Here is a 23,329-nt window from a genome sequence, read left to right on the forward strand (position 1 = left end):
TCAGGCGCCGGTCCGCTCCAGTTCTCCCGGCTGCTCGACCCGCGGGTCGCGCGTGCGGTGGCGCAAGGAGAGCGCGCCGCCGACGAAGAGGGTGATCAGCACACCGAGCAGCGTGTACCACGGGAACGCCAGCACGACGGGTTTCGCGCCGGGCGCTGGCGGGATCTTCACGCCGAGGACCACCACGGCCATCACCGCGACGGTCACCCCGAACGCGATGATCGCGTCGAGCTGCCGGGCCTTCTTGACCCACATGCCCAGGAAGAACGCGCCGAGCATCGCGCCGTAGGTGTAGCCGGTGATCGACAGGCCCTGCTCGATCACCGGGTTGTTGCGGCTGGAGAACAGCGATCCGAACACCGCGAACACGACGGCCCACACGAGTGTCCACACGCGACCGTGCCGCAGCACCTTCGAGTCCTCGGGCTTGCGCTTGGTGAACCGCTGGTAGAGGTCCGCGACGGTCGAGTTCGACAGCGCGTTGAGCGCCGAGGCCAGCGCACCCATGGTCGAGGCGAGGATCGCGGCGATCAGCAGGCCCGCGACGCCGACCGGCAGCTCGCTGGTGATGAAGTTCGTGAAGACGTCGTCGCTGCTCTTCGCGTGGAGCTCCGTCAGCGTGCGGAACCCGTTGTGCGCCCACAGCATCGCGCCGATGAACAGGAACAGCGCGAACTGGACGGTCACCACGAGCCCGCTGCCGATCAGCGCCTTGCGCCCGTCCGCGATGCTGCGGCAGGACAGGAACCGCTGCACGATCAGCTGGTCGGAACCGTGCGAGGCCATCGTGAAGATCGCGCCGCCGACGACCGCGGTGAGGAAGGCGTACTGGTTCGTGAGCAGGTGCAGCCCGGAGAAGTTGAAGTCGAACACCCGGAAGATGCCCGCCTCCGATGCCCGCGAAGCCCAGCCCGACGGCAGCTTCGTGGCCAGCACGATCGCCGCGACGATGGCCGCGCCGACGTACACCGAAAGCTGGATCACGTCCACCCACACGACCGCCTTGATCCCGCCGACGAGCGCGTAGATGACGGTGAGCGCGGTCAGCACCACCACGATGTGCCAGTACTGCGTGTGCAGCCCGTAGTGCGAAAGGATGAGCTGGATCGGGATGGCGCCCGCGAACAGCCGCACACCCTCGGCGAGCAGTCGCGTGACGATGAACGCGACGCTGGAGACGCCCTGCATGGTCGAGCCGAAGCGTTCGCCGAGGAAGGCGTACGCCGTGGACTGCTTGCCCTTGAAGTAGCGCGGCAGCAGCACGAACGACACCAGGGTCCGGCCGATGATGTAGCCGAACGGCAGCTGGAGGTAGGTGAGCCCGTTGTAGCTGCCCGACGCCGCCCAGATCAGCCCCGGGGTGCTGATGACGGTCAGCGTGGAGGTTTCGGTGGCGACGATCGAGAAACACACGGCCCACCACGGCAGGCTGCGCTCGCCGATGAAGTAGTCCGCGGCCGATCGCTGCCTGCGCCCGGCCAGCACGCCGACGACGGGCATGGCGGCGAGGTAGACGACGATGATCGCCAGGTCCACGGGATGCATTCGTCTCTCCTACTCTTCCGGCATCGGGCCCGCTACCCGCAGCCGGGTGACGGTCGCCGTGCGTGGTGGGGGAAGGGAAAGCCCGGAGCGGCCGGGCGTGATGCTGCCCAGCAGCCGCGGTCCGCGCGCGCCGGTCGCGTCCGGCACGTTCCCGGGCACACCATGCCAGGTGAGCCAGCCGAGAAGCGCGGTCAGGTACGCCTCCTTCGCGGCGGAGGGCAGTCCGAGTTCGTCGCTCGTGACGAGGCGCGCGCCGGGCAGGTTGGCGGCGAGGGCGCGCATGAGAGCCGGATTCCGCACGCCGCCACCGGAACCGACGACGGTGTGGGCGTTCTCGCAGGCGGCGGCGACGGTGCGCGCGGTCAGTTCGGTGAGCGTGGCGAGCAGATCCGTCAGTTCGAGGTCGATGCCGTCGAGGTAGACGGCGTGGAACAGTTCCTTGCCGGTGGATTTCGGTGGCGCGGTCGCGTAGTACGGCTCCTCGAGCAGCCGCGATAGGAGCCGGTGGTCCACCTTGCCCTGCGCGGCGAGGCGTCCGTCGAGATCGCAGCGCAGCCCGCCTCGCCGCGCGGCGAGGTCGAGCAGGGCGTTGCCGGGACCCGTGTCGTAGGCGATGGCCGTGCCGTCCGGCCGGACGACGGTGACGTTCGCGATGCCGCCGATGTTCAGTGCGACGGCTGGGCGGCCGGCGGATTCGGCGAGACCGCGCAGCCACAGCCGGTCGAGCGTGCTGGCCAGCGGGGCACCGTGCCCGCCGGCGGCGATGTCGCGGGCCCTCAGATCGGCGACCACCGGCCGGCCGGTCCGTTCCGCGATCCAGGCGGGTTGCCCGAGTTGCAGCGTGCCGCGGGCGTGACCGTCTTCGACCCAGTGGAACACGGTCTGGCCGAGCGACGCGATGAAATCGGCCGGCCCGAAGCGCTCGATGCCCTGCTGCGCCGCTTCGGCGAAGGCCTGGCCGACGCGGGTGTCGAGCTTCGTCAGCTGTTCGGCGGTGGTCCGGGCGGGTTGCAGCACGGCCAGCAGGTCGGCGCGCAGTCCGGCGCGGTAGGGCACCTCGAGCGCGCCGAGCGGGGTCAGCACGATCTCCTCGCCGTCCATCCGAAGCCCGGCGAGGGCCACGTCGATCCCGTCGACCGAGGTGCCGGAGATCAGGCCGGCGACGCGTTCGCCCATGAAGGAGTGGTCTAGTCCTTTGCTGACGAGGATGCAAGGTATTCCGTGAGTTCTTGACCGAACCGAGCTTCGGCCGGGGTGTTCCCGCCGGTCACCCGGTGGATGCGAGGATTGAGACGTGTCGAGCAACCTCTGGTTCTGGGTCATCCTGGTCGTCGTCATACTGCTGGCGATCACGCTGGTCAGCGGCTTCACCGTGGCGCGGCGGCGCCGGATCAGCCTGCGCGAGTCCGAGCGGCCCGAGGGGGAGACCAACCCGAGAGGCGGTGGCTACCAGGCCGGCGGCGGGATAGCGCTCGCGCCTGGTGGCGAGCAGGCGCCTCCGCATCCGGCGGGTGAGCGCACTGAGGTCGACGGCCAGCCCGGAGTGGGCGACGACGCGTCGGTGCCGCGCGACGCGCCGCGGCGCGGGATCGTCGACGTGAAGCTGCCGGTGGAAGCCGAGCCCGAGGTCGCGCCCGAACCGGAGCCCGAGGCCGCGCCGGCCGAGGAGATCGAACCCGCCACCGGTCGGCTGGAACGGTTGCGCGGCCGGCTGTCCAAGTCGCGGTCGATGTTCGGGCAAAGCCTGCTGGGCCTGCTCGGCGCGGGGGATCTGGACGAGGACTCGTGGCAGGACATCGAAGACACGCTGCTCGTCGCGGACCTCGGCGCGGCCACCACGACCGAGATCGTCGAGCGGCTGCGGTCGGAGATCACCAGCCGGGCGGTCCGGTCGCCCGAAGAGGCCCGGCAGGTGCTGCGCGACGTGCTCACCGGCGCCCTGCACACGGAGGCGCCGCGGGCGGTGCGGGCGTTGCCGCACACCGTCGACGGGCACAAGCAACCGGCGGTGGTGCTGGTCGCCGGGGTCAACGGCACCGGCAAGACGACTACGACGGGCAAGCTCGCGCGGGTGCTCGTGGCGCAGGACAGCCGGGTGGTACTGGGCGCGGCGGACACCTTCCGCGCCGCGGCCGCCGACCAGTTGCAGACCTGGGCCGAACGCGTGGGCGCGGAGGTCGTGCGGGGCAAGGAAGGCGCGGACCCGGCGGCGGTCGCCTTCGACGCGGTGAAGCGCGGGGTCGAGGCGGGCGTCGACGCGGTGCTGATCGACACGGCGGGGCGGCTGCACACCAAGACCGGCCTGATGGACGAGTTGGGCAAGGTCAAGCGAGTCGTGGAGAAGCAGGCGAAGGTGGACGAGGTCCTGCTCGTGCTGGACGCCACGACCGGGCAGAACGGCCTCGCGCAGGCGCGGGTGTTCCGCGAGGTCGTCGACGTGACCGGGATCGTGCTGACCAAACTCGACGGCACCGCCAAGGGCGGGATCGTGTTCCAGGTGCAGCGGGAGCTCGGGGTCCCGGTGAAGCTCGTCGGCCTCGGCGAAGGCCCGGACGACCTGGCCCCCTTCGAAGCTGGAGCCTTCGTGGACGCGCTGCTGGGCTGACTGCCTGTAATTGGAATACAAACAGTCATGATGTTGGTAATATATCCGACATGCTGTTCGAACCTCCTGATCTCGACCTACGGGAACTGGACGTTCTCGACCAGGTCGAGGAGCTGAAGACGAGCCTGCGTCATCAGCTGGCCGAACCGCGCCGGTGGCTGGGGTCGTTGCGTCGCGTCTCGCTGGCGCGCGCGATCCAGGGGTCGAACAGCATCGAGGGCTACGACGCGGGTCTCGACGACGCGATGGACATCGCGGCCGGCGAAGAGCCTCTGGACGCCGGCGAGGAGACCCGCCTCGCGTTGCGCGGCTATCGCGAGGCGATGACGTATGTGCTGCAGGTGGCCGAGGACGACGACTTCAGCTTCAGCGACCAGCTGTTCAAGAGCCTGCACTACATGATGACCAGCTACACGCTGAAGAACAGGCCGGGCAGGTGGCGGGCCGGGCCGATCTTCGTGCGGAACGACGCGACCGGTGACATCGTCCACGAGGGCGCCGACATCGACCAGGTGCCTGCGCTGATGCGGGAACTCGCGACGGCGCTGAACGAGGAGCGGGCTTGCCCCGACGTCGTTCGCGGCGCGATGGCCCATCTGAACCTGGTGATGGTGCATCCGTTCCGGGACGGTAACGGCCGGATGGCGCGCTGCCTGCAAAGTCTGGTGCTCGCACGGAGCGGCGTGTTGAGTCCGGTTTTCATGAGCATCGAGGAGTATCTGGGTCGTAATACTCAGGCCTATTACGACGTGCTCGCGACGGTCGGCGGAGGATCGTGGCGGCCGGAACGTGATGCCAGGCCCTGGATCCGGTTCACCATGACCGCGCACCTGCGCCAGGCGAGAACGATGCTCCGGCGGATCAGGGAGAGCAGCCGGATGTGGTCCGAATTGGAGTTGCTGGTCGAGAGACGCCGGCTGCCGGAGCGAAGCATCATGGCGCTGTTCGACGCGATGGTCGGGCTTCGTGTTCGTAATGCCACCTACCGCGCCTACTTCCAGGACACGTCCGAGGAAATCACGGACGCGACGGCGAGCCGGGATCTCCGGACGCTGGTCGCGGCGGATCTCCTCGAACCCACGGGCGAGAAGCGGGGACGGCATTACGTCGCCCGTCCTGAGCTCAGGGAGATCTACGAGAACGTGGTCAGGAGCCGCGTTCCGGAGGACGACCCCGATCCCTTCGCGAACTAGAAGTCCACCGGTAGCTCGTTCGGGTAGTAAGTTCGCGAATCGCCACGACGGACAACGAGGTTGGGCAGTCTGGTTCCGTGCCGCGGGGATTACGCCGCGGAATCAGACATCCTGGGGGGGTTCCGACGTGACCGAGGCGTTCGGTGCGGTACCCGACGATCTGCGCAAGGCGGCGAGCGCGATCGGCGAGGTGGTGGGTGGCGTCGCCGGGTTGGCGTGGCGTGGCCCATCCGGCGACTACGGGCATGCCGGTGTGCAGAGCGGCTGGGCGCGGTTCATCGACGACATGCGAGACCAGGTCGCCAAGCTCCAGTCGGCGGCCGGCGAGCATGGTGTGAGCCTGGAGAAGGCCGCGATCGAGTACGTCGAGGCCGACAGCGGCGTGGGCCATTCACTGGCCGCCATCGGCAACGCGATAGCCGAGACTGGCGGCGAAGCCGGGTTCATGAAGCCGCGGGAGCCGAAACCGGGGGACGTCGGCAGTGGCCCCGCCGGTGTGATGAGTCCCGAACGTTCCCGCGAGCTGTTCCCGCGGTACGACATCGGCAGCCGCCTCGATCCCGGCGTGCTCGGCGATGACGACGGGCGGGACTACTGATGCCGGCGGAGCTGGGGCAGACCACCGATCCCCGCGAGCTCATCCCGGGCCAGCCCGAGCAGATCGCGAACGACCTGCGTGACCTGGTCGCGAACATCGCCAAGATCGGCACCGTCGGCGACGGTCTGCGGGGCGTCGACCCCGGGCAGTGGACCGGCCAGGGCGCCGACGTCTTCCGCGACGTGTTCGGTCAGGAGCCGCCGAAGTGGTTCAGTGCCGTGGACCTGGTGAGCCGGGGCGGTCAGGCACTCGCCGACTTCGGCGACGTACTCACCTGGGGTCAGTCCGAGGCGCAGCGCGCCATCGAGATGTACACGCAGGCCGTCGCCGCGTCCCGCGCCGCGGCCGACCAGTACAACGTGCGGGCCACCCAGGCTTCGGCCGCCGGCCAGACGCTCGCGCCCTTCCAGGATCCGGGTGCCGGGCCGGCGCAGGCGGCACAGGACGTCCTGGCCAATGCTCGTGACCGGGTCACGGCTGTCGGCGGGGCGGTGGCCCAGGCGTTCGGGGTCGGCAAACGGGCGCCAGAGAAGAAGTGGGATCCCGGGAAGCAGCAATGGGTCGACCGAAACGGTTGGCAGACGGGTCGTGGCGGCAAGAGCTACGGTGGCAACTGGGGCGGCGAGCAGTCCGACGGGATGTTCCACGACCTGGTCGGCGACACCCTCAAGGCGCTCGGCTTCGACATCGGCGAACGCACCTACGCCGCCTCCGCCGGCGTCGACCTGCTCGACGGCAGTCTCGAAGGACAGTTCCAGTCGGGTCCATGGTCGGGGTCCGGCAAGCTCGAGGGTTCGGTAGTCGGGGCCGACGCGGGTGCCGGCGCGACGGTCAGCGCGCTGGGCGTGAGCGCCGGGGCGAGTGCTGAGGCCTACCTGGCCGAGGGCAGCGCCGAAGGCGAGGTGAAACTCGGTGAGCACGCGGGCGTGTCGGGCTCGGCCGAGAGCATGATCGGCGCGGAGGCCGCGGCCCGGGGCAACATCGGGTTGACCGGGGCGCAGGGCAGCGCCGAGGCCTTCGCGGGAGGAAAGCTCGAGGGCCAGGCAAGTGCCGAGGCCGCCGGCGTGAGCGCCGGTGTGCACGGTGAAGTCAGCTACGGCATCGGCGCCGAGGCCGGCGGCCAGGTCGGCATGGGGGACGACGGCAAGTTCCATCTCAGTGCTTCGCTCGGGGTCACGCTCGGCGTCGGTGGTTCGGTCGGCTTCGACGTCGCGATCGATCCCGCCGAGGTCGTCGATACAGTCGATGACGTCGCGGATGACGTCGGTGAGTTCGCTTCCGACGTGGGCCACGGGGTCGCGAACGCGGCTGGCGCCGTGGCCGATTTCCTCGGCTTCTGACCAGGAATTGGAGACAACGTGGTAGCCACCATCCCGGTGCCGATCCAGTTCTCACTGCCCGAAGGCTGGCGATCGGTTTCGCCGGACCAGGTTGACGCCCCGGACGCCGCTTTCGTCGCGCTGCGTCCCCCCGCGTCGAAGGGGTTCACGCCCAACATCACGATCAGCGGCGACCTGCAGGACGCCGGTATTCCGCTTACGCAACTCGCTGACGAGGCAGTGGAGCGCCTCAGGCGTGGCGCGCCGGACGCAGAGCTCGGCAAGCGCAAGGAGTCGGGTTCGGAACGCGGTCCGGGGCTCACCCAGGCCGTGCGGATGACGCTCCGGCTGAACGGCGTGCCGGAGCAGTTGCTGCAGCTGCAGGTGTTCCTGGGCATGCGGGACACCCGCGATCCCAGCCGGTACGCGGTCGTGGAGATCGTGCTGAGCGCGCTGGCCGAGCAGTTTCCCGGCGTCGTCGGCGAGTTCCAGCAGTTCCTGTCGACCATCCGACCAGAAGAGGCACGATGAGCGAGTACGCGAGCCGGCTGCTGCGGCGTATCGACGCGATCGACACGGCCGCGGCCGACACGAGGCGGCGCACCGAGGCGTACCAGCACATGGCCGGTGAGCTGAAGGGCGTGACCGGCCGGGCGAGCTCCGCGGACGGGGCGGTGACGGTCGTCGCCGGACCTGGTGGCGAGGTCAAGGACATCACGTTCACCGAGCAGACCCGCACGGTCGCACCGGCCGCGCTGGCGACAGCGGTGCTGCACACGATCGCGGCGGCGCGGGCGAACGCGACCCGGCGGCAGGCGGAGGTGGTCCGGCGCGGTCTCGGCGACACCGATCTGCTCGACCGCGTGCTCGACTCGGACCAGCGGCTGTTCGGGGACCAGCGCCCGGTGGACCCCGGCCCGGCCGCACCGCCCCGGCGGCCGCAACCGGTCCACGAGGACGACTTCTTCCACGATTTCAACGTGTTCGACGGCGGGACCGCGCGGTGAGCACCGGGGCCGTCATCGCGATCGCCGTCGGCGGCACCGTGCTCCTCGCCGCGGGGTTCACCTCGATGGGCATCTGGCTCAACCGGTCCTACCAGCGGCAAGAGCAGGGCGTGCTGCCGCGGCTGCGGGAGGAGAGCGCCCGGCGGGGCTGGACGTTCGCCGAACGAGATGACTCCGTCGCGGAGTTGTACACCTGGCAGCAGAAGGAGTATGGCGGCCGCAACCCGGTTCAGCCTTTCGTCGGGCCGCCGAAGGCCAGGGCCGCGCGCAACGTGATCACCGGTGTCCATCGTGGACGGCCGTTCGTCGCGGCCGGACTCGATGCCTACCACAACGGCGAACGTGCCTCGGTGCAATGGATCGGGGTCCGCACCCCCGCGGCACGCCCGTCGTTGAGCGTGCGGCGGGCCGTGCCGCTGGCGAGCAAGGTCAACAACGCGCTCTGGGGCGAGGTCCGCATCGGTCATCCGGACTTCGACGACAAGTTCGACGTGCTCTCCGAAGACCCGCGGTTCGCCACCGCCGTGCTGAGCCCCGCGCTGGCCGAACTCCTCCTGCGCGACCCCCGGAAGTTCAGTGGCTTCCTCCTCTTCGCCGACCATATCGACGTGTTCGATTCGGTCAGCGATCACCGTGACCCCGCTGAGCTCGTCGCCGCGCTGGACCTGCGCTGCGACATTCTCGACCGGATCCCCGAGACCGCGTGGGGCCAGGACGCGATCCGATGATCCGCAAGGTTCTCCTCGTGCTGTGCGCCGCCGGGCTGCTGCTGACCGGGTGCACCGTGAAGGTGGAACAGAAGGAACCGACCATCAGCCAGGCCGAGTTCGAGCGGGGGATCGCCGACGCGCTGCAGCAGACGGTGGGCCGCCGGCCGGATACGGTCGCCTGCCCCGGGCCGGTGCCCGCCAAGGTGGGGGAGACCGTGCGCTGCACGCTGTCCGACCGCGGCACGCGCGCTGGGCTCACGGCCGTCATCACCAGCCTCGACAACGGCAAGGCCAACTACCACGTCAAGGTCGACGACAAGCCGCTCGGTCAGGCGCTGAGATCATCACTCGCCAGGTGCGCCGACAGCGTCGCCGCCACGCGCTGGACCGCGGGCGCGATCCGCGAGACCGCTTCCTTCGTCAAGCGTCCTTCCGGGCCGGACACCGACACGGCGGCTGGCGCGGGCGTGCCGGTCAGCGGCGCCGCCACGCACCGGACGCCCAACTCCTGCTCGCTTTCGTCCACCGCGTAGCCCTGCGTGGCGATTGTCACCAGATGCCGGAGCAGCTCGTCCGGGGAGGTCACCGTGTGTTCGGTGTACGAGGGCATCCCGGTGCGGTCGAGCAGGGCGCGCACCTCGTCGGCGGGAAGCCGCGACAGGATCGCCTTGCCGACCCCCGTGCCATGGGGCAGCACGCGCCGTCCGACCTCGGTGAACATGCGCATCGAGTGCTTCGAGGGCACCTGCGCCACGTACACGACCTCGTCGCGCTCCAGCACCGCCAGGTTCGCCGTCTCGCCGACCTCGTCGACCAGTTCGGCCAGCAGCGGCCGGGCCCACGTGCCGAACTGCATGCTCGCGTTCTCGCCCAGCCGGATCAGCCGCGCGCCGAGCGCGTAGCGCCGGTTGGTGTTCTGCCGGACGTACCCGAGTGCCACGAGGGTGCGGATCAGCCGGTGGATGGTGGGCATCGGCAGGCCCGAAGTCGCCGCGAGTTCCGAAAGGCTGGCTTCGCCCCCGGTGTCGGCCAGGTGCTCCAGCAGCTCGAAGGCGCGGCGCAACGACTGGACGCTGCCGTCCCGGCTCGTCTTCTCCTCGGCCACGGGCTCTCCTCACATTGAGCTTCCGCTATGCAGAAACTATAGTCCGAGATGTAAAAACCGTACGTCTGTTTTTTTGGAGTGTTGGCGCATGTCTGAAGCTCAGGTGCTCGGCGGGTCGGTCGAGCGAGGCGACGAGATCCTGACGCGCGAGGCGCTGGAGTTCCTGGCCGGCTTGCACGACAACTTCGCAGCCCGCCGTGACGAGCTGCTCGAAGCCCGGGGCAAGCGCCGCGAGGAGGCGAAGCGGACCGGGCGGCTGGACTTCCTGCCCGAGACCAAGGAGATCCGCGAGGGGGACTGGCAGGTCGCCGAGGCGCCGGCCGCGCTGCGCGATCGCCGGGTCGAGATCACCGGCCCCACGGACCGCAAGATGACGATCAACGCGCTGAACTCGGGCGCGAAGGTGTGGCTGGCCGACTTCGAGGACGCGAACACGCCGCACTGGCGCAATGTCGTCGGTGGCCAGGTCAACCTGCGCGACGCGATCCGGGACGACATCACGCTCGACAGTAACGGCAAGCACTACGAGCTGCGGAAGGACGCGCCGCTGGCCACCATCGTGGTCCGCCCGCGTGGCTGGCACCTCGACGAGCACAACCTGAGCTTCGGCGACCGCAAGGGCGTCGGCGCGCTGGTCGACTTCGGGCTGTACTTCTTCCACAACGTGCGCGCGCTGCTGTCGAACGGCGCCGGCCCGTACTTCTACCTGCCGAAGATGGAAAGCCACCTCGAAGCGCGGCTGTGGAACGACGTGTTCACCTACGCGGAGAAGGAGCTGGGCATCTCCCACGGCACCATCCGCGCCACGGTGCTCATCGAGACCATCCCCGCCGCGTTCGAGATGGAAGAGATCCTCTACGAGCTGCGTGAGCACGCTTCCGGGCTCAACGCGGGCCGGTGGGACTACCTGTTCAGCATCATCAAGTACTTCCGTGACGCGGGCGAGAAGTTCGTGCTGCCCGACCGCAACAGCGTCACGATGACCGCGCCGTTCATGCGCGCCTACACCGAACTGCTCGTGCGCACCTGCCACAAGCGCGGCGCGTTCGCGATCGGCGGGATGGCCGCGTTCATCCCGAGCAAGGACCCGGCGGTCAACGAGACGGCGTTCGCCAAGGTCCACGACGACAAGGCGCGCGAGGCCGGCGCCGGGTACGACGGTTCGTGGGTCGCGCACCCGGGCATGGTCGGCATCTGCCGTGAGGAGTTCGACAAGGTCCTCGGGGACAAGCCGAACCAGCTCGACCGCAAGCGCGAAGAGGTGTCGGTGACCGCCGACCAGCTGCTCGACATCGCCGTCACCGAAGGCTCGGCCACCGCGGCCGGTCTGCGCGGCGCGGTCGACGTCGGTGTCCAGTACATCGCGTCGTGGCTGGGCGGCAACGGCGCGGCCGGCATCCACAACCTGATGGAGGACGCCGCGACCGCGGAGATCTCCCGGTCGCAGGTCTGGCAGTGGGTGCAGAACGCCGTCACGCTCGACAACGGCGAGACGGTCACCCGTGACCTGGTCAAGTCGGTGCTCGACGACGTGCGCAAGGAGCTGGACGGCCAGGTCCCCGGCGAGCTGCTGGCCCCGGCCGTCGAGCTGTTCGAGGAGGTCGCGCTCGCCGAGCAGTACGTCGACTTCCTGACCCTGGCCGCCTACGAGCGGATTTCCTGACCTGGAGGCCCGCATGATCGACAATGGCGAAGCCCCCGTTCATGCGGGCCGACCGGGTGCGGGTGTCCCGCGAGATAGAGTGGCGGGCCGGCTCACCGAGGACACCTACGCCGCGGCGGACGCTCGGCTGTCCGAAGCGGACGCACGGGTCGCGTCGAGGTATCCCGGCGAGCCGGCCGGACGCCAGCCGGTGCACACGGTGTACGTGCCGGCGCACCGGTACGGCCCCGGCCTGCTCGAGGACTGGGGTGCACAGGCCGGCGCGATCTTCGCCGAGCGCGGGCCTGAGCTGGGGCTCGACGAAGCGATCGCCTCACGGGTGCGGCGGAAGCTCGCGGTTGAGCCGATCGAAGACCTGCGGATCGACTTCGAGGACGGCTACGGCCATCCCGGGGACGAGGCGGAGGACGCGATGGCGTTCGAGTGCGGCCGCACCTTCGCGGGCGCCGGGAAGCCCCCGTTCGCGGGTATCCGGTTCAAGAGCTTCGAACCGGCGACGAGGCGGCGCGGCATCCGCACCCTGGATGCGTTCCTGAGCGGGCTGCTGGAGAACGGGGACCTGCCGCCCGGATTCGTGGTGACGCTGCCGAAGGTCACCGCCGTCGAGCAGGTCGCTGTCGCCGCGGAAATCCTGGCCACGCTGGAGAAGGCGTACGGGCTCGCCGAGCGGGCCCTGCGGTTCGAGGTCCAGATCGAGACCTCGCAGTCCATTGTGGACGCCGACGGTATGGTCGCGGTGGCGCGGATCATCCAGGCCGCGCAGGGGCGGTGCAGCGGGCTGCACTACGGCACGTACGACTACAGCGCGGGCCTCGGCATCGCGGCGGCGTACCAGCGCATGGACCATCCGGCGGCAGACTTCGCCAAGGAGTTGATGCAGGTCAGCGCCGCGGGGACGGGAGTGCGGCTCTCGGACGGTTCGACGAACCGGCTCCCGGTCGGCGACGCGGTTCTGGAGGGCTGGCGCGAGCATCTGCGGCTCGTGCGGCGTTCGCTGGAACGGGGCTTCTACCAAGGCTGGGACCTGCACCCGCACCAGTTGCCGACCCGGTTCGCCGCGACCTACGCCTTCTTCCGCGAAGGGCTGCCGTCGGCCGCCGCGCGGTTGCGGGACTACGCGAATGAGGCGGACAGCGGCGTCCTCGACGAGCCCGCCACCGCGCAGGCCCTCGCCGCCTTCCTTTGCCGGGGCCTCGACTGCGGCGCCCTGGACGAAGCCGAGATGCCGATGTCCCGCGCGCGCCTGGACGCCTACGCCCGCCGAGCCTGATCGCGCAACCGCAGGGCGAGCGTCGGGCACGCGGAAACGGCTTCGCGTGCCTCGCCCAGCAGCCGCGACGGCACCGGCGCGCCGCTGATGATCGGATAGCCCCACTCGTCCAGGTCGATCATCTCCGGCAACAGCGCGGCGCACAGCCCATGCGCCCGGCAGGCGATCGGATCGAGCCGGAACACGCGATCCTCGCTCATCGCACTCCCTCCGCCCTGGCCGGGAGCAGCAGCCGCCCGGCGCCGCGGCACGGCCGCCCGGCCACATGCGCGGCCAGATCGGCTTCGAACACCCGCAGCGCGCTGTTCGCGAGCCGCACCGCACCGTCGGGATGCCCGCAGGCGCCACGGCGGCTGATCACCGGCAGCCGGTTCCGCAGCCGCTTGGCGGCGGCGCGGGCGGGCGGGCCGCCTGCCACCAGTTCCCCGAAGTCCTCCGCGATCGCGGGAAGGCCGAACATGCACGGCCCGCACTGCCCGGCCGACTCGGTCGCCAGGTAGTGCAGGATCTGCGCCGTTTCGGTGAGCCCGCATCCGCGTGCGGGCAGCGGGGTCAGCGTGCCGACGCCGAGCGCGGCGTTCGCGGCGGCGAACTCGGGATATCCCAGACGCAGGCCGAACGCCGTCGCCGCGGGCAGCCAGGTGCCGGCGTAACCGCCGGTCAAGATCGCCTGCACGGGTTCGCGTGGCCCGCCGGCGGCATCGAAAACCTGCCCCAGCGTCAGGCCGAACGGAACCTCATACACCCCGGGCCGGGCGAGCGCGCCGCCGAGTGTCACCAGTGCGGTGCCGGGAGACTCGGCGGTGCCGCAGCCGCGATACCAGCCCGCGCCGTACCGCGCGATCAGCGCGATGTGCGCGAGCGTCTCGACGTTGTCGACCAGGGTGGGCCGGCCTCGCACCCCGCGTTCGAACGGGCGAGGCGGTTTCGCCGTGGGCAGGGCCTTGCCGGTGTTGATGAGGTTCACCAGCGCGGATTCCTCGCTCGCGACATACCGCGCGGGCACCTCGACGAGGTCGATCCGGACACCGCCGGCCGGCCGCGCGGCCAGTGCCGCGCCGAGGCTCGACGCCTGCGGACCGCCGGGGTGGACGCAGATGGCGGCCTCGCGCGCGCCGACCGCCCCGGCCGCCAGTTCGATGCCCTCGATCACGAGCTGGGGCGCGGCGCACAGCAGCACCCGGTCCTTGCCGCTGAGCCGCTCGCCTTCGCAGCCGTTCGCGACGACGACCGGGTCGCGCCCGGCCGCGACGGTGCGCAGCTTGCGCGCGGTCGGGAACCCGGCGCCACCGCGGCCGCGAAGTCCGGCGGCCTCGACCGCACCGATGAGCGCTTCGCCGGTGTGACGGTGACTCCGCGGGGGCCGCCGTGCCCACGCGCCGAGGAGGCGGCGAGGTTCGGTCGGCGAGGGCAGCAGGGGAGCGGAGGTGCCGGTCACCGGCCACCGCCCGAGAAGTGGCGCCGGGCCTCGGTGTCGGGATGGGTCGCCGCCAGCCGCCACAGCACCACGCCCGCGACCACGACGACGCACAGCACGGTGAGGCCGCGCACCCACAGCAGGCGCGAGTCGGCGCCGCCGATGGTGAACCCGTGCACGACCGCCGCCGGCCAGCACAGGTAGGCAGCCCAGTGCAGCGCCCGCCAGGTCCGCGCGTTCAGGTGCGGGCGGAGCAGGCTCGACACCAGCAGCGCGAGGAACAGGTCGAACGCGACGGCGCCGAAGCCCAGCCACGCGGGCTGGTAGCTCGAGACGAACGGCACGACCGCGTCCAGCCACTGGATCCCGGCGTACGTGTCGATGATCGCGGTCGCGATGTGCACACCGAGGAACGCCAGTGTGACAAGGGAAAGGTTCCGATGGATCGCCGCGACGACGAACCGGGGCCAGCCGCGTGAGGAGAACCGTCCCGCGTTCAGCGCGCCGAGCACCACGACGGCGGTGAACAGCACCAGGGAAGCCAGCCCGGTGGCGCGGCTGACGTACCAGAGCGCGGTCATGCCGGCCAGCCCGCGACTGTGGTGACCTCGCCGTCCATCGCGACGAGGCGGGCGGGGAGACCGCGCGTGGTGAGCCAGTCCGGCGCCTGCTCGCCCAGCACGATGGCGGCGGTGCTCGCGGTGTTCGCGTCCACGCAGGTCGCCGCGGCGACGCTCACCGTCCGCCAGACCGGCGGAGGCACGTCGCCCGTACGCGGGTCGACGATGTGGTGCAGGGTCCTGCCCGCCCGCCGCCACGTCCGCCGCGTGACGCTGGAGGTCGCCAGGCCGCCGGAGACCACGGTCACCACCGGATCGCGCCCCGGATCGGTGCGGGCGTGGTCGTCACCGACGACGACGGGCCAGCCGCCCGCGGGCGCGGAGCCCGAGGTCGCGATGTCGCCGCCCAGCCCCACGAGCACCCCGCAGGCGGTGGCCGCCGCGGCCCGCCGCGCCGCCCGGTCCGCGGCGAGCGCCTTCGCCGTCGCGCCGAGGTCGAGCCGGACCCCGCGTGGCACCACGACCTGCCCGCGCTCGAGGTCCAGTCGTACGCACCACCAGCCCGGCGCAGGTCCGGCCGGGCGTGCGGCGTCCGGTGCGTCCGGTGCCACCGCGGCGAAGTCGTCGTCGTAGCCCAGGGCCCGCACGGCCTGGCCCACCGTGGGGTCGACGAGCCCGTCGGTCAGCCGCGCCGCGCGCAGCGCCGCCGCCAGCGCCTCGGCGAGCAGCGGGCTCACCGGGCATGCGGCACCCGGCCGCAACCGCGAGATCTCGGAGTCGGCCCGGAACCGGCTGGCGGCCTCGTCGATCGCGGCGATCTCGGCGTGGACCGCACGCTCGGCCACCACGAGCAGCGAAGGCTCGGTGACCAGGATTTCGGCGGTGGTGCCCAAAGCGGGAAACCGGGCCACCGGGACGGCATGGCTGGTGCTCACGGACGCTCCTTCACTCCGAAGAGCCGTTCTGACCAGTCTCAGCCGCCTCTCTTGGGGAATTCTGGGAGGTTCCAAGACTTCTCCCAGAATGCGCGCGGAGACTCGGCGCCCAGAGGTGGTGACGATGAACGCGCGCCAGTGGCGGCGGGCCCGGATCGCGGCCCGCGAAGAAGGTAAGCGCCGGGTCGCGGCGGCGACCCGCTGGTCGGTCGCGGCCGGGGTCGCGCTCGCCGGGGTGTTCGGAGTCGTGCTCGGCTCCGGTGCGCTGGCGGACGCGATCGGTTCGGTGAGCGAGCACGACAGCGGGACGCCGTCGTCCAGTGACGACGGTTCGGGCGGCCTGCAGGCTCCACAGCAGGCTCCACAGCAGGCGCCGCAGTACTCCCAGCAGCAGGCGCCACAGTATTCGCAGCAGCAGGCCCCGCAGTACACCCAGCAACAAGCCCCGCAGTACTCGCCGAGCTTCGGTCTCGGCGGCGGTCACGCCTCTTCCGGCGCTTCCTGACATTCACGACCGCAACGCGAGGTATACGTCCACCTGGGTCGCGAAGTCGTTGAGATCCAGCCCCAGCAGTTCCGAGGCGCGTGTGATCCGGTACCGCAACGTGTTCACGTGGACGTGCAGCGCTTTCGCGGCGGCGGTGGGAGAGCTCGAACACTCCAGGAACACGCGCACGGTCCGCACGAGGTCGGTGCCCTGCGCGGCGTCATAGGCGAGCAGCCCGCCGAGGACGCGCTCCCGCATCGAACGCCGTAACTCGTCGGGCGCGCCGGCGATCAGCAGCCGGTGCACGGCGACGTCCTCACCGGCGACGACGGCCGAGCGCTCGCCACGCCGGGCCGCGACTTCCACGGCGTACAGCGCTTCCTGCGCCGCACCGCGTAGCCCGTCGACCATCACGGGCCCGCTGAGTCCCACGGACACGCCGGAAAGGTCGACAAATCGCTCCACAGTGGACAAGCGCTCGCGGGCGATCGAAGCCCAGTGGGCCGGCCAGTGCTCGTCCACCTCCACGATCCCGTACGCGTCCTCGCCGACGGCTCCGAACGACGCCGAAGTCTCCGCGAGAAGTTCGGCCAGCAGTTCCGGCGCGAGTTCGCCGTCCTGCGTGCGGGCCACCACCACGCGCACCGGATCCGTCCGGCCCGACGAGGCGAGCGCCGCCGCGAGATCACCCCCGCCACCGGCCAGCGCCGCGAACAGCGGTGCGGCCGCGCGGTCGGCCATCTGCCGGACCTGCTCCGCGCGGGCACGGGCGAGGCTGACCAGCCCGGCCAGTTCGTCGGCCAGATCGTCGGTCTCCGGGGTCCGGACCGCGAGGATCCACGGGATCGCGAACCGCCCGCCGACCGGGAGCAGCGTGTACTCGTCGCGGATCGTGCGCTCGCGGTCCGGCATGAACCACTCGACCGGCGGCGCTTCCGGGGTGGTCCCGCCGACGACGCGCCCGGTGCCGGACAGCACCCAGCAGGCCGCCCGGAGTTCCTCCGCGCCCTGCCGCAACAACACCGGCAGCGGAGCGTCCGCTGTGGACAGCAAGCGTTTGCGCGCGCCGCTGGGCTCGCGCCCCCGGTCCGCCGCGAGCGCGAGCACGACGCGTTCGGTGATCACCGCGAACGACAGGTCCGCCGGCACCTCGAGCAGCGGGATCCGGTGCTGGGCGCAAGCCCGCACGACGTCGTCGGGGATGCCATCGGTGTCCGCGCCCGAGGCCGCGAGCGCCGCGACCCCCGCGCGGGCGAGCGAGGACACCCAGTCCTCGGCGTCCCCGGGCTCGCGCCACCACAGCAGGCCGCTCAGCACGAGTTCGCCCGTGGAGACATACCGGCTGGGATCGGGCAGTTCGGTCACATAGATCCGGCTGATCTCGCGGCCGAGCAGCGCCGAACCCGTGCGCAGCCGCATCCGCAGCTCCGGGATCTCCAGCAGGGTCTTCACGGACGTCATGGTCTGCCGATCGTACTGCACTAATTTAAGTATGGACTTATATAAGCGGCCACTGAGAAGATGTGGTCGTGCACGCGTTCGACGTCCTCGGCGATCCCGTCCGCCGCCGCATCCTCGAGTTGCTGGCGCCGGGTGAGCAGACCTCGGGGGCGATCAGCGCGGCCATCCGGGACGAGTTCGGTATCTCGCAGCCCGCGGTGTCCCAGCACCTGCGGGTACTCCGGGAGAACGGGTTCGCCACCGTGCGTGCCGAGGGCGCACGCCGGCTTTACGCCCTGGACAGCGGGCCGCTGGAGGAGGCCGACGCGTGGCTGGAGCGGTTCCGGGGCTTCTGGAACCAGCGGCCCGGCTCCGAACGGGCGCGCGGTAAACGAGAACGTCAGAAGGAAATGACGGACATCGGCGTGCGTACGCGGCGCAGGTCCCCGTCTTAGTCCCGGCGTAGTTAGCCTGACCGTCATCCGGTTTGTGGGAAAGTACGAACGCGGGCCCTGACCTGGGCGCCGGTTCATACTTCGGTGCCGTTGCCGTGACCCACGCCACGGCGGTCTACTTTCCGGGTGGACTTCCTGCGACCCCAGAACCTCGCCGAGGCGCTGGCCCTCAAGGCCGAGCACCCGGACGCGGTGCCCATCGCCGGCGGGACGGACGTGATGGTCGAGCTGAACTTCGACCACCGCCGCCCGGCCGCGCTGCTCGATCTCAACCGCGTCGGCGAGCTCGCCGAATGGTCCACTTCGGACTCAGGCGTGCGGCTCGGGGCGAGCGTGCCCTACACCCGGGTCATCGCCGAGCTGGGCGACCGGCTGCCCGGCCTCGCGCTGGCGTCGCGGACCGTCGGCTCGCCGCAGATCCGCAACCGCGGCACGGTCGGGGGCAATCTCGGCGCGGCCTCGCCCGCGGGGGATACGCATCCGGTGCTGCTCGTGACCGGCGCCCGGATCGAGGCGGCCTCGACGCGGGGCACGCGGCTCATCCCCGCCGAGGAGTTCTACGTCGGTGTCAAACGGAACGCGCTCGCCGAAGACGAGCTGATCACCGCCGTGCACCTGCCGGTGAGCACCGGAGCGCAGCAGTTTTCGAAGGTCGGCACGCGTAACGCCATGGTCATCGCGGTGTGCTCGTTCGCGCTCGCGATCGAGAACTGGCAGGTGCGGGCGGCGATCGGCTCGGCGGCCCCGACCCCGCGCCGGGTGCCCGAAGCCGAGGAGTTCCTGACCGCCGAACTGCCCTGGGGTTCGCCGCTGCCGGACTCCCTCAAGCGCCGGTTCGGTGAGCTCGTCGCCGCGGCCGCGCAACCGATCGACGACGTCCGCGGCAGCGCCGCCTACCGCAAGCACGCCCTGTCCGTCCTCGCCCGGCGCACGCTCGGCTGGGCCTGGCAGGAGATTCTCGGGAAGGACTCCGCATGCGCCTGAACGTGACCGTGAACGGCGAGGCCAAGCAGGCCGACGACGTCTGGGAAGGCGAGAGCCTGCTGTACGTGCTGCGCGAGCGGCTCGGCCTCCCCGGCTCGAAGAATGCTTGCGAGCAGGGGGAATGCGGGTCCTGCACGGTGTATCTCGACGGTGTGCCGGTGTGCTCCTGCCTGGTCGCGGCCGGGCAGGCCGAGGGCCGCGAGGTACGCACGGTCGAGGGCCTCGCCGACGGCGAGCAGCTCGACCGGGTGCAGCGGTCCTTTGTGGACGCGGCCGCGGTGCAGTGCGGGTTCTGCACGCCCGGGCTCGTGGTCGCGGCACACGATCTGCTGAATCGCGTGCCGGATCCGAGCGACGAGGAGATCCGCGAGGCGCTGGCCGGGAACCTGTGCCGTTGCACGGGATACGAGAAGATCCTCGACGCCGTCCGGATGGCGGCCACGCGATGAGGACGGTTCTGGACAACGCGGCGATCGCGACCGTCGACGCCGAGGGCACCGAGTATCCGAGCGGGCATGTGGTCGTGGAGGACGGCCGGATCGTCGCGGTCGGCGCCGGGCCGGGTCGAGGCGATCGGCGGATCGATGCGACCGGATGCCTGATCACACCGGGTCTGGTGAACACGCACCACCATCTGTACCAGTGGGCGACCCGTGGTCTCGCGGCCGACTCGACGCTGTTCCAGTGGCTCGTCGAGCTGTACCCGGTCTGGGGCAGGCTCGACGCGCAGATCACGTATGCCGCGGCGAGCGCCGGCCTGGCCCGGCTCGCCCTGACCGGCTGCACGACGGTCGCCGACCACCACTACGTCTTCCCCCGCGAAGGCGGGGATCAGGTGCATGCGCTCGTGTCCGCGACCGACCGGATCGGTGTGCGAAGCCATATCGTGCGGGGTTCCATGGACCGCGGTGAGTCGGACGGGGGACTGCCGCCGGACAACCTCGTCGAGGACACCGAAGCGGCGTTGCTCGGCACCGAGCAGGCCATCGACGCGTACCACGATCCCGCGCCGTACGCGCGTATCCGCGTCGCCGTAGGTCCGTGCTCGCCGTTCACCGTCACCGAGAAACTGATGACCGGCGCCGCGGAACTGGCCCGGCGCAAGGGAGTCCGGCTCCACACGCATCTCGCCGAAACGCTCGACGAGGAAGAACAGTGCCTCGCCGAGTTCGGCTCGACACCGGCCGAGTATGCGGACAAGCTCGGCTGGCTCGGCGCGGACGTCTGGATGGCGCATTCGGTGCATCTCTCACCCGACGCGGTTCGCCGCTACGGCGCGACGGGCACCGGCGCGGCGCATTGCCCGACGTCGAACGGGCGGCTCGGGGCCGGCATCGCGCCCGTGCGGGACCTGCTCGACGTGGGCGCGCCCGTCGGCCTCGGGGTGGACGGGGCGGCGTCGAACGAGTCGGGTGGTCTCGGTGAGGAACTGCACCAGGCTTTGCTGCAGGCACGGCAGCGCGGCGGGCCGACGGCGTTGACGGTCCGGGACGCGTTGCGGATGGGCACGATGGGTGGCGCCCGCTGCCTCGGCCGCGAACGGGAACTGGGTTCGCTGGAGCCGGGCAAGCTCGCGGACCTCGCGGTCTGGAACCTGAACGGGCTGCTCTACGCGGGCATCGAAGACCCGGTGGCGGCGCTGGTCCTCGGCGCGACCCCGCCGCTGAAACTGCTCATGGTGGGCGGCGAAACCGTGGTGGCGGACGGCGAACTGCGCACCGCCGACGAGACCGCGCTGGCCGAGGAACTGACGGCGGCGAGCAGGAGGCTGCGATGACGACAACCGAGCAGGCGACGGGCACCGCGAACGGCGTCGGCACGAGCCCGCGCCGCCCCGACGGTACGGGCAAGGTGCGCGGCGAATTCGCCTACTCCTCCGACCTGTGGCACGAGGACATGCTGTGGGGCGCGACCCTGCGCAGCCCCCACCCGTATGCGCTGATCAAGAGCATCGACATCACCGAAGCGGCCCGAGTGCAAGGGGTGTACGCGGTGCTGACGCATGAGGATTTGCCGGGAGTGAACCGCTACGGCCTCGAACATCCCGATCAGCCGGTGCTCGCCGAGAACGTCGTGCGGTACCAGGGCGAGCCGGTCGCGCTGGTCGCGGCGGATCATCCGGAAACCGCGCGCCGGGCGATGGAGCGGATCAAGGTCGCCTACGAGGTCGTCGAGCCCGTCACGAACGCCGAGCAGGCGGTCGCGGGGGAGGGGCCGCGGCTGCATCCTGAGGGGAACATCGTGCGGCATGTGCCGATCCGGCGCGGGGACCCGGGGGCGAAGGCCGAGGTCGTGGTCACAGGCTCGTACGAGGTCGGCATGCAGGACCAGGCGTTCCTCGGGCCCGAGTCGGGGCTCGCGGTGCCGGGCGAGGACGGCGGGGTCGACCTGTTCGTCGCGACCCAGTGGCTGCACGTGGACCGGCGGCAGATCGTCGCCGCGCTCGGGTTGGCCGAGGAGAAGGTGCGGCTGACCCTCGGCGGGGTCGGCGGCGCGTTCGGCGGCCGCGAGGACCTGTCGATCCAGGTCCACGCCTGCTTGCTCGCGCTGCACACCGGCAAGCCGGTGAAGATGGTCTACAACCGCGAGGAATCCTTCTACGGCCACGTGCACCGGCATCCCGCGACGCTGCACTACGAGCACGGGGCCGACCGCGACGGCAAGCTGGTCTACGTCAAGGCGCGAATGTACCTCGACGGCGGCGCGTACGCGTCCTCGACGCCGGCGGTGGTGGCGAATGCGGCCACGCTGGGCGTCGGGCCGTACGACGTGCCGAACGTCTCGATCGACTGCTGGGGTGCGTACACGAACAACCCGCCGTGCGGGGCGATGCGTGGTTTCGGTGCCGTGCAAGCGGGTTTCGCGTACGAGTCGCAAATGGACAGGCTCGCCGAGGCGTGCGGGCTCGACGCGGTCGAGGTCCGCGTGCGCAACGCGATGAGCGAGGGCTCGGTCATGCCGACCGGTCAGGTGGTCGACTCGGCCGCACCGGTCGTGGAGTTGTTGCGGCGCCTGGAAAGCAAGCCGTTGCCGCCCGCGCCGCTGGTCGAACGGGACCTGCGCACGCTGCCCGGCGGGGTGTCCAACACGACGCACGGCGAAGGCGTGGTGCGTGGCGTCGGTTACGCGGTCGGGATCAAGAACATCTGCTTCTCCGAAGGGTTCGACGACTACTCGACCGCGCGAGTGCGGCTCGAGGTCGTCGGCGGCGAGGCGGCCGCGACCGTGCAGACGGCGGCGTGCGAGGTCGGCCAGGGGCTGGTCACGGTGCTGCAGCAGATCGTGCGCACCGAACTCGGCGTCGAGCGGGTGACGATCCTGCCGATGGACACCACGATCGGCAATGCCGGTTCGACCTCGGCCTCGCGGCAGACGTATGTCACCGGCGGAGCCGTGCGAGCGGCGTGCCTCGCGGTGCGGGAGGCGCTCGGCCCGCTCTCGCCGTACGACCTCGGCGACAAGGTGATCGACGAGACCGTCGAGTGGCGGCACCGGCCCACCGAGACGCTCGACCCGGAAACCGGTGCCGGGAACGCCCACGTGCAGTACGGGTTCGCCGCGCACCGCGCGGTCGTCGACGTCGATGTCGAACTCGGCCTGGTCAAGGTGGTCGCGCTCGACTGCGCCCAGGACGTGGGCAAGGCGCTCAACCCGCAGGCCGTGCTGGGCCAGATCCAGGGCGGATCGGCGCAGGGGCTCGGCCTCGCCGTGATGGAGGAGATCCAGACGCAGGACGGGAAGATCCGCAACCCGTCGTTCACCGACTACCTGATCCCGACCGTGCTCGACATGCCGCCGATGTCCATCGACGTGCTCGAACTGGCCGATCCGCACGCTCCGTACGGGCTGCGCGGTGTCGGCGAACCGCCGACGATCTCGTCCACCCCGGCGATCGTCGCGGCCATCCGGGCGGCCACCGGCCGGGCGCTCACCCGCGTCCCCGTGCGCCCGGACCACATCACCGCACCCTGAGTGTCGCGCGTGTTTGCCCCTCCGGTCGGCGTGTTTGCCTGTCCGGTCGGCGAGTTTGCGTCGT

At 70.8% G+C, this 23,329-nt stretch carries 23 protein-coding genes and 1 pseudogene; 16 read left to right on the forward strand and 8 right to left on the reverse strand.

The window, feature by feature from the left end; all coding sequences use genetic code 11:
- A complete protein-coding gene (locus FG385_RS24940; RefSeq protein WP_139099223.1) occupies positions 1–1,545 on the reverse strand; it encodes a sodium:solute symporter in 1,545 nt (514 codons plus the stop codon).
- Positions 1,546–1,554: 9 nt separating this feature from the next.
- Positions 1,555–2,721: an anhydro-N-acetylmuramic acid kinase gene (locus FG385_RS24945; protein WP_139099224.1), complete on the reverse strand. Its 1,167-nt coding sequence runs from the start codon at positions 2,719–2,721 to the stop codon at positions 1,555–1,557.
- 118 nt (positions 2,722–2,839) lie between these two features.
- Here FG385_RS24945 and ftsY point away from each other — a divergent pair, with 118 nt between their 5' ends.
- The 8 genes and pseudogenes from ftsY to FG385_RS35700 form a co-directional block, all read left to right on the forward strand.
- Positions 2,840–4,150: a signal recognition particle-docking protein FtsY gene (ftsY, locus tag FG385_RS24950; RefSeq protein WP_139099225.1), complete on the forward strand. Its 1,311-nt coding sequence runs from the start codon at positions 2,840–2,842 to the stop codon at positions 4,148–4,150.
- 50 nt (positions 4,151–4,200) lie between these two features.
- Positions 4,201–5,343: a Fic family protein gene (locus FG385_RS24955; protein ID WP_139099226.1), complete on the forward strand. Its 1,143-nt coding sequence runs from the start codon at positions 4,201–4,203 to the stop codon at positions 5,341–5,343.
- Positions 5,344–5,470: 127 nt separating this feature from the next.
- A complete protein-coding gene (locus FG385_RS24960; RefSeq protein WP_139099227.1) occupies positions 5,471–5,941 on the forward strand; it encodes a hypothetical protein in 471 nt (156 codons plus the stop codon).
- Positions 5,941–7,281: a putative T7SS-secreted protein gene (locus tag FG385_RS24965; protein ID WP_139099228.1), complete on the forward strand. Its 1,341-nt coding sequence runs from the start codon at positions 5,941–5,943 to the stop codon at positions 7,279–7,281. The genes FG385_RS24960 and FG385_RS24965 overlap by 1 nt, the downstream gene beginning before the upstream one ends.
- Positions 7,282–7,299: 18 nt before the next feature.
- Positions 7,300–7,791: a DcrB/PsbP domain-containing protein gene (locus tag FG385_RS24970; protein ID WP_139099229.1), complete on the forward strand. Its 492-nt coding sequence runs from the start codon at positions 7,300–7,302 to the stop codon at positions 7,789–7,791.
- Entirely contained in the window at positions 7,788–8,267 is a 480-nt protein-coding gene (locus FG385_RS24975; RefSeq protein WP_139099230.1) for a YbaB/EbfC family nucleoid-associated protein, read from the forward strand. Before FG385_RS24970 ends, FG385_RS24975 begins: the two co-directional genes overlap by 4 nt.
- Positions 8,264–8,995 carry a hypothetical protein gene (locus tag FG385_RS24980; RefSeq protein ID WP_139099231.1) on the forward strand — a complete coding sequence of 244 codons (732 nt, stop codon included), beginning with the start codon at positions 8,264–8,266 and terminating at the stop codon, positions 8,993–8,995. Before FG385_RS24975 ends, FG385_RS24980 begins: the two co-directional genes overlap by 4 nt.
- A pseudogene (locus FG385_RS35700) lies at positions 8,992–9,246 on the forward strand (DUF4333 domain-containing protein); the annotation flags it as partial. The gene FG385_RS24980 and the pseudogene FG385_RS35700, both read left to right, overlap by 4 nt.
- 59 nt (positions 9,247–9,305) lie before the next feature.
- Here FG385_RS35700 and FG385_RS24990 read toward each other — a convergent pair.
- A complete protein-coding gene (locus tag FG385_RS24990; RefSeq protein ID WP_139099233.1) occupies positions 9,306–10,082 on the reverse strand; it encodes an IclR family transcriptional regulator in 777 nt (258 codons plus the stop codon).
- A gap of 88 nt (positions 10,083–10,170) precedes the next feature.
- Here FG385_RS24990 and aceB point away from each other — a divergent pair, with 88 nt between their 5' ends.
- Positions 10,171–11,745, forward strand: coding sequence for a malate synthase A (gene aceB, locus FG385_RS24995; protein ID WP_139099234.1), 1,575 nt, complete (start codon positions 10,171–10,173; stop codon positions 11,743–11,745).
- A 79-nt stretch (positions 11,746–11,824) separates the two neighbouring features.
- A complete protein-coding gene (locus FG385_RS25000) occupies positions 11,825–13,015 on the forward strand; it encodes a DUF6986 family protein (protein WP_235022783.1) in 1,191 nt (396 codons plus the stop codon).
- Here FG385_RS25000 and FG385_RS25005 read toward each other — a convergent pair.
- From FG385_RS25005 to FG385_RS25020, 4 genes are read right to left on the reverse strand one after another with little or no spacing between them, the layout of a single operon-like run.
- On the reverse strand, positions 12,997–13,215 hold the full coding sequence (locus FG385_RS25005; protein ID WP_139099236.1) for a ferredoxin: 219 nt from the start codon (positions 13,213–13,215) through the stop codon (positions 12,997–12,999). The two genes, FG385_RS25000 and FG385_RS25005, sit on opposite strands and share 19 nt — an antisense overlap.
- A complete protein-coding gene (locus FG385_RS25010; RefSeq protein ID WP_139099237.1) occupies positions 13,212–14,453 on the reverse strand; it encodes an NADH-ubiquinone oxidoreductase-F iron-sulfur binding region domain-containing protein in 1,242 nt (413 codons plus the stop codon). The genes FG385_RS25005 and FG385_RS25010 overlap by 4 nt, the downstream gene beginning before the upstream one ends.
- On the reverse strand, positions 14,450–15,013 hold the full coding sequence (locus FG385_RS25015) for a ferric reductase-like transmembrane domain-containing protein (RefSeq protein WP_139099238.1): 564 nt from the start codon (positions 15,011–15,013) through the stop codon (positions 14,450–14,452). The genes FG385_RS25010 and FG385_RS25015 overlap by 4 nt, the downstream gene beginning before the upstream one ends.
- Positions 15,010–15,927, reverse strand: a complete 918-nt coding sequence (locus FG385_RS25020; RefSeq protein ID WP_235022781.1) for an FAD:protein FMN transferase — start codon at positions 15,925–15,927, stop codon at positions 15,010–15,012. The genes FG385_RS25015 and FG385_RS25020 overlap by 4 nt, the downstream gene beginning before the upstream one ends.
- A gap of 124 nt (positions 15,928–16,051) precedes the next feature.
- On the opposite strand from FG385_RS25020, the gene FG385_RS25025 reads away from it, so the two are divergent.
- A complete protein-coding gene (locus FG385_RS25025; RefSeq protein WP_139099239.1) occupies positions 16,052–16,432 on the forward strand; it encodes a hypothetical protein in 381 nt (126 codons plus the stop codon).
- A gap of 3 nt (positions 16,433–16,435) precedes the next feature.
- Here the strand turns inward: FG385_RS25025 and FG385_RS25030 are convergent, their stop codons facing one another.
- A complete protein-coding gene (locus FG385_RS25030; protein ID WP_139099240.1) occupies positions 16,436–17,875 on the reverse strand; it encodes a PucR family transcriptional regulator in 1,440 nt (479 codons plus the stop codon).
- Positions 17,876–17,943: 68 nt separating this feature from the next.
- On the opposite strand from FG385_RS25030, the gene FG385_RS25035 reads away from it, so the two are divergent.
- The 5 genes from FG385_RS25035 (at position 17,944) to FG385_RS25055 (ending at position 23,265) form a co-directional block, all read left to right on the forward strand.
- Entirely contained in the window at positions 17,944–18,309 is a 366-nt protein-coding gene (locus tag FG385_RS25035; RefSeq protein ID WP_139099241.1) for an ArsR/SmtB family transcription factor, read from the forward strand.
- A 126-nt stretch (positions 18,310–18,435) separates the two neighbouring features.
- On the forward strand, positions 18,436–19,293 hold the full coding sequence (locus FG385_RS25040; protein ID WP_139099242.1) for an FAD binding domain-containing protein: 858 nt from the start codon (positions 18,436–18,438) through the stop codon (positions 19,291–19,293).
- On the forward strand, positions 19,284–19,742 hold the full coding sequence (locus tag FG385_RS25045; RefSeq protein WP_139099243.1) for a (2Fe-2S)-binding protein: 459 nt from the start codon (positions 19,284–19,286) through the stop codon (positions 19,740–19,742). The genes FG385_RS25040 and FG385_RS25045 overlap by 10 nt, the downstream gene beginning before the upstream one ends.
- A complete protein-coding gene (locus FG385_RS25050; protein WP_139099244.1) occupies positions 19,739–21,070 on the forward strand; it encodes an 8-oxoguanine deaminase in 1,332 nt (443 codons plus the stop codon). The genes FG385_RS25045 and FG385_RS25050 overlap by 4 nt, the downstream gene beginning before the upstream one ends.
- Entirely contained in the window at positions 21,067–23,265 is a 2,199-nt protein-coding gene (locus tag FG385_RS25055) for a molybdopterin cofactor-binding domain-containing protein (RefSeq protein ID WP_139099245.1), read from the forward strand. The genes FG385_RS25050 and FG385_RS25055 overlap by 4 nt, the downstream gene beginning before the upstream one ends.
- Positions 23,266–23,329: the final 64 nt, after the last annotated feature.

The sequence above is a fragment of the Amycolatopsis alkalitolerans genome, from assembly GCF_006152065.1.
In the GTDB taxonomy this organism is placed as follows: domain Bacteria; phylum Actinomycetota; class Actinomycetes; order Mycobacteriales; family Pseudonocardiaceae; genus Amycolatopsis_E; species Amycolatopsis_E alkalitolerans.

Coding starts and splice junctions, on each gene's coding strand:
- FG385_RS25030 (WP_139099240.1), bottom strand. CDS start 17,875: ATGACGTCCGTGAAGACCCTGCTGGAGATCCCGGAGCTGCGGATGCGG.
- FG385_RS25015 (WP_139099238.1), bottom strand. CDS start 15,013: ATGACCGCGCTCTGGTACGTCAGCCGCGCCACCGGGCTGGCTTCCCTG.
- FG385_RS25045 (WP_139099243.1), top strand. CDS start 19,284: ATGCGCCTGAACGTGACCGTGAACGGCGAGGCCAAGCAGGCCGACGAC.
- aceB (WP_139099234.1), top strand. CDS start 10,171: ATGTCTGAAGCTCAGGTGCTCGGCGGGTCGGTCGAGCGAGGCGACGAG.
- FG385_RS24975 (WP_139099230.1), top strand. CDS start 7,788: ATGAGCGAGTACGCGAGCCGGCTGCTGCGGCGTATCGACGCGATCGAC.
- FG385_RS24945 (WP_139099224.1), bottom strand. CDS start 2,721: ATGGGCGAACGCGTCGCCGGCCTGATCTCCGGCACCTCGGTCGACGGG.
- FG385_RS25025 (WP_139099239.1), top strand. CDS start 16,052: ATGAACGCGCGCCAGTGGCGGCGGGCCCGGATCGCGGCCCGCGAAGAA.
- FG385_RS25005 (WP_139099236.1), bottom strand. CDS start 13,215: ATGAGCGAGGATCGCGTGTTCCGGCTCGATCCGATCGCCTGCCGGGCG.
- FG385_RS25055 (WP_139099245.1), top strand. CDS start 21,067: ATGACGACAACCGAGCAGGCGACGGGCACCGCGAACGGCGTCGGCACG.
- FG385_RS25050 (WP_139099244.1), top strand. CDS start 19,739: ATGAGGACGGTTCTGGACAACGCGGCGATCGCGACCGTCGACGCCGAG.
- FG385_RS24955 (WP_139099226.1), top strand. CDS start 4,201: ATGCTGTTCGAACCTCCTGATCTCGACCTACGGGAACTGGACGTTCTC.
- FG385_RS24940 (WP_139099223.1), bottom strand. CDS start 1,545: ATGCATCCCGTGGACCTGGCGATCATCGTCGTCTACCTCGCCGCCATG.
- FG385_RS24965 (WP_139099228.1), top strand. CDS start 5,941: ATGCCGGCGGAGCTGGGGCAGACCACCGATCCCCGCGAGCTCATCCCG.